Below are 11681 nucleotides of genomic sequence, written 5' to 3'. Positions count from 1 at the left end.
ACTCAGGCCTCTACTTCGGACGATTCGTTACTGACGGACTGTGCGGTTCTGGGTGCTTCTGCGGTGCTGGTGGTTCGTTCGGTGCCGAACAGTGAGTCCTGTGGAGTTCGATCACGCACGCTGACCATCACGTCGCGGTAGCGCGCGATCACCGGCAGCACCAGTACGCCGCCGGAAACGCTGTGTATCAGTCGAAGTCGGTGCAGCAGCGCGATCGCCCGCACTCGCAGTCCATCCCGATCGGTCTGCCACTGAGCTGCGAAGGTGCGGCCGAAGCGTTCGACGAGATCGTCGACGACCGTTGTCAGCCAACTGTCCTCGATCAACGGATACAGCTTCTTCCCGTCCGCATCTTCCAATGCCGTTGCATCGGAACCGAACCCGAATTCGGCGAGATCGCCGAAGATCCCGCCGTCGGGTATGGCGCCGTCCAGCTGCTCGATCAGGGCGTCGCCGTCGGGTAGGGGGTGGGCTGCCAGCGCGGGTGCATCCGGATCGATCACTCGGTCCGAGATCTCGCCCGCAATCAGCAGTGCGACCTGGGCAATGGTTCCGGTGCTGGGGAACCGGTAGTCCGACAGTCGTCCCGAGGTGTCGATGAGGGCGACTCCCTCGGCGCGACGCTCGGCAACGAGGCCGGTCAGCAACTCGACGTCCGCAACGGTGCGCGACGCGGCCAGGGCGGATCGGCCGTTCCGGTCGAGATCGTCGTGATAGACGACCGGTTGCTCGACCAACGCTCGGCGGACCGCGCGCAGCGTTTCCTTCGGATCTGCCTCACGCCCGGAGTCGGCCTGTCCCGGGTCCGAGTCCTCGGGATCGATCGGGGAGTCCGAGCCGGCCAGTAGACCACGAATCGATCGGAGGTGCTGCACGGCGCGCGGCGGCCGGAACATGGCGACGACGACGGGACGGTCGATGTCGTAGAGGGCCTCGCCTGCGGACGGGTTGTTCGCCCAGCCGGTCGCATCACCGTCGGCCAACGCGATGGCTCCGCGTGTAGCGAGCCACCCGATCGCGTCGACGAACGCGTCTCGGTCGCTTGCTCGGTCGGTCGTCAGCTCTACTCCGTCTACTTGACTTGCTTCCGCCGCAACATGATCGGCCAGCTCGGAGAGGGTGATCTGGTTGCCCGCCCGGCCGAGGGCCGCCAGTGCCAATGCCAGATACGCGTATCTGCGGCGATCGAAGATTCGGTCGGTGGACGTTCGCGCGGGCTGGCTGTCGTCGAGCCGATCGATCACCGGGTACAGACGTGCCGTGGTCTCGGTGACCTCGAGGCGATATCCGAACAGTTCGAGCAGGTCCTCGCGCAGTTCGGTCGCCCATCGACGCAGCAGAGGCAGCGCAATCCTATCGGGATACGTCGTGGTCACCAGGTGGTTCGACAGCGCGACTCGGGCGGCCCGCTGGTAGGAATCCAGTGCGAGGGTGGAGATCTCACGAGCTCTCATCGGCGTGCCACCTCGCTGACCTCGAGCGCGAGGCGGTCCAGATGCAATCGGCCTCTGCTGGTCCGCACGATCGTCGAACGGTCGCTGTCGCTGAGCGTCAGGCGCACGCCGCTGTCCGATCCGGACGAGTCGGAGGTGCGACCGCTCACGCGCACCCGCGCGGTCAACGCAGCGTTGAGCAGGCTCAACAGCACCTCGGTTTCCTGCTCGTTCAGAATTCGGTCGTGGATTCCGGTCGACGCAAGCGACTGCGCTGCGGCACTTCGTGATCGCTGCGATTCGAGCTGCTGCTCCCTGAGCCGTCTGATACCGCCGTCGTTGCGCTGTACCCGCCCCGGAACACCGGGCGTGGGGGTGCGCCCGGTTTCGGCCAGGGTGCGCGAAATCTCGACCGGCGGTGCCTCCCACCACGATCGGGACGTGGAGATGATGTCGGCGTCGGGATGCACCATCGACAGGTGTCTGGGCCTGCCGAGACCGAACACGGCATGGAACAGGGCGTGCGCGCTGTCCTCGGTAGGCGTGGCAGCGAACCAGCCGGCCAGATGCCGCAGTTGGCTTTCCCTGCTCACACCACCCCTGCGGGTTTCGGTGACGCGGCGCAGCAGCGAGAGCACGGCGGCAATCGCGCTCATCGTGCCCTCGCGGAGTCGCTCGGACTCGCTGAGTTCGGACTCGGCCGAGACGAACCAGTGCGACAGGCCCGCCCAGCGATCGGTCCAGTCGGCGCAGCGTTCGGCGACGGTGAGGAAGACTCGTTCGTCACTGATCGCGGCTCGCTCGACCAGTTCCTCGATCCCGGTGCTCTCGACGAGTGCGATCGCCTCGGCGAGCTTCGGTGCGTAGCGGGTCAGATCGGAGCTGAATTCACGCATGTGCGTCAGCAGGGCGTCCTTGTGGACCAGAAACGACTCCGGGGTGATCTCGGTGGTGCGCACGAGGTCACCGAGGACGAGATAGAAGTGGGCGGCGCGGGTCGCCATCTCCGACAGCGTCGAATCGAGTCGGCTGAGCTTGCGGTAGATGCGATCGCCGTCGGCCTGACGGTTCGCCTCGGCCAGCTCGTGCATGTCGGCCAGCAGCTCGGGCAGCACCAGCCGCGACAGCGCGGCGTCGTCCAGGCGGGCCCCGAGCACGTCCTCGACCGCGCGGTAGGCCTTGTAGCCGGCTTGGCCGAACTGGTAGACGAAGTGACGGTTGCGGTACTCGGCGAGTGTCGCGGCGCGGGTGCCGTCGTAGCTGCGTTCGAGCAGACCCCAGGCGTGGAGCTGATCGAGCAGGGGTGCGATGTCGAGGGTGGTCAGTGCGTCGTGCCGACCCGGGCTGCGTGCGATGAGGTCGGCCACGTCTCCTGAGTGCAGCAGGACGACGTAGTTGGCTCGTGCGGTGTCGAATGCCCGGAGAACGGCCAGGTACTCGGATCGCTTCTCGGCAACGGCGAAGGAGAACAGACCGAGACGATCTTCCTCTACGAACGCGTTCGCGACTCCCCGCCGCGCGTCCTCACCTGAATCGCTCACTGGAACAGGGTAGGGGGTAGGAGTGGAGCCTGCGAAACGACCAGGGGGGTAGGAGTGGAGCCTGCGAAACGACCAGGGGGCGCAGGGTCTCGGTCGTTCGACCGTGCCGGTTACAGCTCCACGGTCACTTTTCCGTCCACCACTGCGGCGGGGTACGTGCGCACGGAGCCGATGCCGCTGGGGCAGGTGCCGTCGTCGAGCGAGAACGTGTACTGATGCAGTGGGCAGACGACGATGGATCCGTCGATCTGACCGTCTGCCAGTGGCCCACCCTTGTGCGGGCACACGGCATCCATCGCCCGCACCGAGCCGTCGCTGAGCAGGAACACGGCAACCTGCTTGCCGTCCACCACGTAGGCGCGTCCCTCGCCGGGTGTCATGTCCTCCACGGCCCCGACCGGCACACTCATCGGACCGGTACCTGTGGGAGCGGAAGCAGGGGCAGCGACGGGGTGAACTGGGCCGGTGACTTCGGTGCCGCGCGGTCCTGCCAGGGGTCGACGTACCCGTCCACCGATGCCTGCACCCGCTCGTCGAGTCCGGCGACGATGCCGTCCCGGTCGTCGATCAGCACGGCCTGCAGTTCTTCCAGGCCGACACGGGGAACCCATGCGTACGTTCGCTCGAGCCACTGAGCGTTCTCGCGGTAGTGCTGGATGAACCTGCCTGCCACGGTGAGAACCTCCTCGGCCCCTGTCACGGTGGCCAGTAGATCACCCTTGCGGATGTGTGCGCCTGCCGCGCCACCGACGTAGATCTCCCATTTGTCCTCGCCGACCGAGACGACGCCGAAGTCCTTGCACAGTGCCTCCGAGCAGTTGCGCGGGCAGCCCGCGACCGCAAGCTTCAACTTCGCGGGGGTCTCCAGGCCCTGGAACCGCTCTTCGAGGGCGATGCCCAGGGCTGTCGAGTCGCCGAGGCCGAAGCGACAGAAGTCGCTGCCGACGCAGGTTTTCACCGTGCGCATGCTCTTGCCGTAGGCGAAGCCGGAGGGCATGTCCAGATCGCCCCACACCTTCGGTAGATCCTCCTTCTTGATGCCGAGAAGGTCGATCCGCTGTCCGCCGGTGACTTTGACCAGCGGAACGTGGTACTTGTCCGCGACGTCGGCGATCCTGCGCAACTGATCCGGGGTGGTGACGCCACCCTTCATCTGCGGCACCACCGAGAACGTGCCGTCGCGCTGGATGTTGGCGTGGACGCGGTCGTTGATGAACAGTGCGCCGCGCTCGTCGACCCAGTCCGGGCCCCACACCGTCCGCAGCAACGATGCCAACGGCATCTTGGCGGCGGCGTCCTCCGTTCCCTCGGTCGCCAGCGCCGCGAACACCGCGGATACCGCCCGAAGATCCTGCGCCCGAACGGCGTCGATCAGCTCGGGCTTCGTCATGGGGATGCAGGGCACGTACCAGTCGGCGGTGGGATCGGCCTCGACCGCACCGTCCGCAGCGCATGCGATGATGTCCTGGACCAGACCCTTGCAGGATCCGCACCCTTTACCCGCACGGGTCTTCGCGGTCACGTCGCTCAGGTTCTTCGCGCCCGCGTGCACGCAGGCCACGATGGCACCCTTGGTGACACCGTTGCAGTTGCACACCTGCACGTCGTCGGCCAGTTCGGCGGCTCCCGTTGCCGCGGAGGGAGTTCCCATGTCGAAGAGCATGCTGATGCGCTCGTCGGGCAACGGCACTTTCTCGTCGAACGCCTGCGTCAGGAAGTTGGCCTTGGAGATGTCGCCGAGCAGGGTGGCACCGACCAGCTTGTTGTTCCGGACGATCACCGATTTGTAGGTGCCACTGCGCGGCTCGTAGAACTGGACGAACTCGTCGTCGTCGCGTTCGGGCGCGGTGATCCCCATCGAGGCGACGTCCACGCCGGCCACCTTGAGCTTGGTGGTCAGCCGCGAACCGTGATACGCCGCAGTGGGATCGGCTCCGGTGAGCACATCGGCCAACACGACGGCCTGCTCCCACAGCGGCGCGACGAGACCGTAGACCTCGCCGCGATGCTGACAGCATTCACCCACGGCATAGATGGAACCCTCGTCCTCGCAACGCAATTGGTCGTCGACGACGATTCCTCGTTCGATCACCAGACCTCCGGCGCGAGCGAAATCGACACTGGGGCGAATGCCCGCGGTGACCACGACCATGTCCGCGTCGAGTGAGGTGCCGTCGTTGAACCCGACGCCCGTGACGACGCCGTCCTCGGATCGCAACACCGACGTGGTCCGCTTGGAGGTGTGCACGCCAACGCCGAGGGACTCGATCTTGTTGCGCAGCACCCGTCCGCCGCGCTCGTCGAGCTGTTGGTTCATCAGGTGACCGGGGGAGTGCACCACGTTCACCTCCAGACCCTGCGTGCGCAAGCCGTAGGCGGCTTCGAGTCCGAGGAGTCCGCCGCCGATGACGACCGCCGAGACGTCGTCACGCGACTGCGCCATCTGCAGCATGCCGTTGGTGTCGGCGATGGTGCGGAAGCCGAACACGCCGCGCGCCAGCCTGCCGTCGGACTCGCGCAGGCCGTCCATGTTCGGGAAGAACGTGTTGCTGCCGGTGGCGATGATCAGCACGTCGTAGTCGACGGACCGCCCGCTCTCGCAGACGACGGTCTTGGAGAACCGGTCGAGCGTGACCGCGCGGTCCCCGGCGTGCAACGTGACGCCGTTCTCGCTGTACCAGCTCATCGGGTTGAGGATCAGATCCTCGTCGTTGACGGTGGCCTCGCCGGACAGCACGTGCGAGAGCATGATTCGGTTGTAGTTGCCGTACGGCTCGTCGCCGATCATGGTGATCTCGAACAGCGAACTGCCGTCGCGTTTGATGATTTCTTCGACGGTCCTGGCACCGGCCATCCCGTTACCGACCACCAACAGTCGCTGCTTGCCTGCGGTCATCAGATCAGCACCAGACCGAAATCGACGACGACCTCTCCGCTGGTTCCGGCAGGGGCGGCAATCACCAGTTCGAGCACCGTGTCCGGATCCACGTCCTCGACCACGCGCAGCGGAATGTTCACTCCGCTCTTGGCACCCATCGGGAACATGCGCATCGGGCTGCCGTCGCGTAGCAGGGTCACGACCACCAGCTCGTCGCTCGAGTTTCCGCCGCGAAAGTACAGGGGCTGAGCAGTCGCACCCTCGGGGACGACGAAGCTCAGGCTGGGATCGATCAGCTCTGGCTTGTCCAGACCGTGCCCGGTGAAGGAGAAGATGCCGTGCAGGAATCGCGGTGTGCTGGCCATACCCACGAGGTTGCGGGGTCGGGGTGACGTCACCGCTGCGGTGACGTTACGTCGGGATCAGAAAGACCTCACCGGCTCCCGGTCCCTCGTGTGCGGTCGGTCAGAGTCCGAAGTTGCCCGGACCGCGTCGCCTCAGGTATTTCTCGAACTCGGCCGCGATGGCGTCGCCGTCGATCTTGGCGATCGCATCGGACATGTCCACCTCGGCGTCGCCGCGCTCCTCGAGGCTGCGGACGTATTCGCTGATCTCCTCGTCTTCCTTCGTCATCTCGGTCACCGCCTCTTCCCATTCCTCGGCCTGGGTCGGCAGTTCGCCGAGAGGTACCTCGATGTCGAGCACGTCCTCGACCCGCTGCAGCAGCGCCACGGTCGCCTTGGGGTTGGGCGGCTGAGAGACGTAGTGGGGAACAGCAGCCCAGAAGGAGACCGCGGGCACCCCGGCCTTGACGCACTCGTCCTGCAGCACGCCGGTGATTCCGGTCGGTCCCTCGTAGCGGGTCTGTTCGAGGTTGAACTGTTCGGCCGACTCGGTGCTGTAGGCGGTACCGGTCACCGGAACGGGCCTGGTGTGCGGGGTGTCGGCGAGCAGGGCTCCCAGGATCACCACGGTCTCGACGCCGAGCTGTTCGACGAATTCGAGCAGGTCGTCGCAGAAGCTGCGCCAGCGCATGTTCGGCTCGATGCCGCGCAGCAGCACCACATCGCGTGAGCTGCCGGGAGGCGAACACACCGACAGCCGCGTCGACGGCCACTCGATCTCGCGAGTGACGCCGTCCACCTGGCGGACGGTCGGGCGGTTGACCTGGTAGTCGTAGTAGTCCTCGGAGTCCAGCTCGGCCAACGGGCTGGCGTCCCAGATCAGCTCCAGATGTTCGATCGCACCGCTGGCCGCATCGCCTGCGTCGTTCCACCCCTCGAAGGCAGCCACCAGGATCGGGGAGCGCAACTCGGGAATGTCGTCGTCGAGATCATCGAGATCGTCGGGGTCTGTGGCGTTGGCCACAGCGTCGTGGACGGCCTCGATCAATGCAGCATCGAGAGGCACATCCGATCCGGCACCTGAAATGTCCGTATTTTCGGTACCGTCGTCGATCGGGGACTGGCCATCGAGGTTTCGGGGACTCACCACGACAGCCTACGACCCGACGTAACTTCGGTGCCCACTACTCTGTAGTGATGCCCGCTGAACACAAGCCCAGTCTGCTCGATGCGATTTCACGTCGCGTTGTCATCGGCGACGGCGCGATGGGCACGATGCTCCAGGATGCCGAGCTGACTCTCGACGACTTCATCGGTCTCGAAGGCTGCAACGAAATCCTCAACGACACCCGGCCGGATGTCCTGCGGGAGATCCACCGCGAGTACTTCGCGGCAGGCGCGGACGCCGTCGAGACCAACACCTTCGGGTGCAACCTGCCGAACCTCGCCGACTACGACATCGAGGACCGCATCCGTGAACTCGCGGAGAAGGGCACCCGGCTCGCGCGCGAGACCGCCGACGAGATGGGCCCCGGCCGCGATGGAATGGGCCGCTACGTGCTGGGCTCGATGGGCCCGGGCACCAAGCTCCCCACCCTCGGGCATGCTCCGTTCGCCCGACTGCGCGACGCGTACACCGAAGCCGCTCTGGGAATGATCGACGGCGGTGCCGATGCCATCCTGGTCGAGACCTGCCAGGATCTACTGCAGGTCAAAGCTGCGATCATCGGCAGTCAGCATGCGATGGACCGCCTCGGCGTCCGCATCCCGATCATCACCCATGTCACGGTGGAGACGACGGGCGCGATGCTCGTCGGCAGCGAGATCGGTGCCGCGTTGACGGCACTCGAACCGCTCGGTATCGACATGATCGGGCTCAATTGTGCGACCGGGCCCGCGGAGATGAGCGAGCACCTGCGTCATCTGTCCAAGCATTCACGACTTCCGGTGTCGGTGATGCCCAACGCCGGCCTGCCGACGCTGGGCGCGAAGGGTGCCGAGTACCCCCTGACCGCCCCCGAACTGGCCGAGGCTCTGAGCGGTTTCGTCAACGAGTACGGGTTGGCTCTGGTCGGCGGTTGCTGTGGCACCACGCCCGAACACATCCGCCAGGTTGCCGACATGGTCCACGGGGCAACGAAACTGGAACGTCGGCCTGCACCCGAGCCGGGCGTGTCCTCGCTGTACACCGCCGTTCCGTTCGAACAGGATGCGAGCATCCTGATGATCGGTGAGCGCACCAACTCCAACGGGTCCAAGGCATTTCGCGACGCGATGCTCGCCGAGGACTACGAGAAGTGCCTCGACATCGCCAAGGATCAGACGCGCGACGGTGCCCACATGCTCGATCTCAACGTCGACTACGTCGGTCGCGACGGTGCCGCAGACATGGCCGCGTTGGCCAGCCGCCTGGCGACCGCGTCGACCCTGCCGATCATGCTCGACTCCACCGAACCTGCCGTCCTGGAAGCGGGGTTGGAGCACCTCGGTGGCCGCAGCGCGGTCAACTCGGTCAACTACGAGGACGGCGACGGGCCCGACTCGCGGTTCCAGAAGATCATGCGTCTGGTCAAGGAGCACGGTGCCGCTGTCGTCGCACTGACCATCGACGAAGAGGGACAGGCACGTACGGCCGAGTGGAAGGTGCGAGTCGCGGACCGGTTGATCACCGACATCACCGAGAACTGGGGCCTGCGCCACGAGGACATCATCGTCGACACCCTCACCTTCCCGATCTCGACGGGCCAGGAAGAGGTGCGACGCGACGGCATCGAGACCATCGAGGCGATCCGGCAGCTCAAGGAGAAGTACCCGAAGGTGCACACCACCCTCGGGCTGTCGAACATCTCGTTCGGCCTCAATCCCGCTGCACGCCAGGTGCTCAACTCGGTGTTCCTGCACGAATGCACGCAGGCCGGTCTCGATACCGCCATCGTGCACGCGTCGAAGATCCTGCCGATGAACAAGATTCCCGACGAGCAGCGCGAGACGGCCCTCGACCTGGTGTACGACCGCCGCAGCGAGGGCTACGACCCGCTGCAGAAGCTCATGCAGCTCTTCGAGGGCGTCTCCGCGGCCTCCGCTCGCGAATCCCGCGCCGAGGAACTCGGCCGACTGCCGCTGTTCGAGCGACTCGAACGGCGCATCGTCGACGGTGAACGCAACGGCCTCGACGCCGATCTCGACACCGCGATGACCGAGAAGCCGCCGCTCGAGATCATCAACGAGACGTTGCTCTCGGGGATGAAGACCGTGGGCGAGCTGTTCGGCTCCGGGCAGATGCAGCTGCCGTTCGTGCTCGCCTCGGCCGAGGTGATGAAAGCTGCTGTGGCGTACCTCGAGCCGCACATGGAGGCGACCGACGACGACGGCAAGGGCCGCATCGTGCTCGGTACCGTCAAGGGCGACGTGCACGACATCGGCAAGAACCTCGTCGACATCATCTTGAGCAACAACGGCTACGAGGTGGTCAATCTCGGTATCAAGCAACCGATTTCGACTATTCTGGAAGCCGCGATCGACAAGCGCGCCGACGTGATCGGCATGTCAGGGCTGCTGGTGAAGTCGACGGTGGTCATGAAGGACAACCTGATCGAACTCAACTCGCGCGGTGTCGCCGAGCAATTCCCGGTGCTCCTCGGCGGAGCCGCGCTGACGCGGTCCTATGTCGAGAACGATCTGCAGGACGTCTACGAGGGCGACGTGCACTATGCGCGAGACGCGTTCGAAGGTCTTCGGTTGATGGACACCATCATGACCACCAAGCGTGGCGGCGGTCCGGCTCCGGACAGCCCCGAGGCACTCGCCGCGAAGGCCAAGGCGGCCGAGCGCAAGGAACGTCACGAGCGCTCAAAGCGAATCGCCGAGAAGCGCAAGGCCGCCGAGGCACCGGTGGTCGTGCCCGAGCGATCCGATGTCGCTGCCGATATCGACATCCCGGTGCCACCCTTCTGGGGCACGCGCATCGTCAAGGGCGTGTCGCTGTCGGAGTACTCGGGGCTGCTCGACGAGCGGGCTCTGTTCCTGGGGCAGTGGGGTCTGCGCGGTGCACGTAAGGGCGAAGGCGCCACGTACGAGGATCTGGTGGAATCGGAAGGCAAACCGCGCCTGCGGTATTGGCTGGATCGCCTGAGCACCGACGGCATCCTCGCGCATGCGGCGTTGGTGTACGGATACTTCCCGGCGGTGTCCGAGGGCGACGACGTCGTCGTGCTCACCGAACCCGAACCCGACGCGCCCGAACGCTTCCGATTCACGTTCCCGCGTCAGCACCGCGACCGGTTCCTGTGCATCGCGGACTTCGTTCGATCGCGTTCTGCTGCACGGGAATCGGGCCAGGTCGATGTTCTGCCGATGAACCTGGTGACGATGGGTCAGCCCATCGCGGACTTCGCCAACGAGCTGTTCGCTGCCGACTCGTACCGCGACTACCTCGAGGTCCACGGAATCGGAGTTCAGCTCACCGAGGCCTTGGCCGAGTACTGGCATCGCCGGGTACGCGAGGAACTGAAGCTGTCCGACGGCAATTCCGTTGCCTCGGAGGATCCCACCGAGGCCGAAGGCTTCTTCAAACTCGAATATCGCGGTGCGCGTTACTCGTTCGGCTACGGAGCCTGCCCGGATCTCGAGGACCGCATCAAGCTCGCCGCGCTTCTCGAACCCGAGCGGATCGGCGTGAAGCTCTCCGAGGAACTGCAGCTGCACCCCGAACAGTCGACCGATGCATTCGTGCTTCATCACCCGGAGGCCAAGTACTTCAATGTCTAGTCCAACTCACCTGCACGGTGTCCTGTGGGACATGGACGGCACACTGCTCGACTCGGAGAAGATCTGGGACGTCGCTATCGGTGAGTACTCCCGCTCCCTGGGAACCGAGCTCAGCGCGGAAGTACGCGAGAGCACCCTCGGTAACTCGATGCGGGACGCGCTGAGCAAGGTGCTGGCCAACGCCTCGGTGGAGGTCACCGACGATCATCTGGCCGAGGGGCGCGAATGGCTGACCGCCCGCGTCGGAGACCTGTTCGCCGAGGGGATTCCGTGGCGACCAGGTGCCAAGGACGCCCTTGCGCTCGTGCGCGAGATGGGCCTGTCCACTGGGCTGGTCACCAACACCGAACGCGGTCTGGTCGAGCGGGCACTGGACACCCTGGGCCGCGAGTACTTCGACATCACCGTCACCGGCGACGAGGTCGAGGCAGGCAAACCGCACCCGGCACCGTACCTGCGCGGTGCTGCGTTGCTCGGACTCGAGGCCGCGTCGTGCCTTGCGGTCGAGGATTCGCCCACCGGATCGCTCTCTGCCCACACGGCGGGGTGTCCGGTGTTGGTGGTTCCCTCCGAGATCGCAGTGCAGGCGGCACCCGGATACACGATTCGCGACGGTCTCGTCGGACTCACTGCCGAGGACGTTCGCCGGGCCTGGTCGGGCCGAACGCCCTAATCTCGACCGTATTCGTGTACCCGAGTGACGACGTGAAAGAATATC

The 11681-nt window shown here is 65.6% G+C and carries 8 protein-coding genes; 2 read left to right on the top strand and 6 right to left on the bottom strand.

The window, feature by feature from the left end; genetic code table 11:
• Window positions 1-2: 2 nt before the first annotated feature.
• The 6 genes from CH273_RS18815 to CH273_RS18790 form a co-directional block, all read right to left on the bottom strand.
• On the bottom strand, window positions 3-1454 hold the full coding sequence (locus tag CH273_RS18815; protein ID WP_032398062.1) for a TIGR02678 family protein: 1452 nt from the start codon (window positions 1452-1454) through the stop codon (window positions 3-5).
• Window positions 1451-2974 (bottom strand): TIGR02677 family protein, encoded by a 1524-nt coding sequence (locus CH273_RS18810; protein WP_032398063.1) that lies wholly within the window; start codon window positions 2972-2974, stop codon window positions 1451-1453. The genes CH273_RS18815 and CH273_RS18810 overlap by 4 nt, the downstream gene beginning before the upstream one ends.
• Window positions 2975-3084: 110 nt before the next feature.
• Complete coding sequence (locus CH273_RS18805; RefSeq protein ID WP_032398064.1) at window positions 3085-3384, bottom strand: Rieske (2Fe-2S) protein; 300 nt, start codon at window positions 3382-3384, stop codon at window positions 3085-3087.
• Window positions 3381-5870 (bottom strand): nitrite reductase large subunit NirB, encoded by a 2490-nt coding sequence (nirB, locus tag CH273_RS18800; protein WP_032398065.1) that lies wholly within the window; start codon window positions 5868-5870, stop codon window positions 3381-3383. The genes CH273_RS18805 and nirB overlap by 4 nt, the downstream gene beginning before the upstream one ends.
• On the bottom strand, window positions 5870-6217 hold the full coding sequence (locus tag CH273_RS18795) for a hypothetical protein (protein ID WP_032398066.1): 348 nt from the start codon (window positions 6215-6217) through the stop codon (window positions 5870-5872). Before CH273_RS18795 ends, nirB begins: the two co-directional genes overlap by 1 nt.
• Window positions 6218-6317: 100 nt before the next feature.
• Window positions 6318-7220, bottom strand: coding sequence for a PAC2 family protein (locus CH273_RS18790; protein WP_032398465.1), 903 nt, complete (start codon window positions 7218-7220; stop codon window positions 6318-6320).
• A 173-nt stretch (window positions 7221-7393) separates the two neighbouring features.
• Here CH273_RS18790 and metH point away from each other — a divergent pair, with 173 nt between their 5' ends.
• Together metH and CH273_RS18780 are read left to right on the top strand one after the other, a co-directional pair.
• A complete protein-coding gene (gene metH, locus CH273_RS18785) occupies window positions 7394-10963 on the top strand; it encodes a methionine synthase (RefSeq protein WP_032398067.1) in 3570 nt (1189 codons plus the stop codon).
• Window positions 10956-11636 carry an HAD family hydrolase gene (locus CH273_RS18780; RefSeq protein WP_032398068.1) on the top strand — a complete coding sequence of 227 codons (681 nt, stop codon included), beginning with the start codon at window positions 10956-10958 and terminating at the stop codon, window positions 11634-11636. Before metH ends, CH273_RS18780 begins: the two co-directional genes overlap by 8 nt.
• Window positions 11637-11681 lie beyond the last annotated feature (45 nt).

The sequence above is a fragment of the Rhodococcus sp. 05-339-2 genome, from assembly GCF_002258965.1.
Taxonomy (GTDB): domain Bacteria; phylum Actinomycetota; class Actinomycetes; order Mycobacteriales; family Mycobacteriaceae; genus Rhodococcoides.
This window is presented reverse-complemented; position numbering and strand designations above follow the sequence as displayed.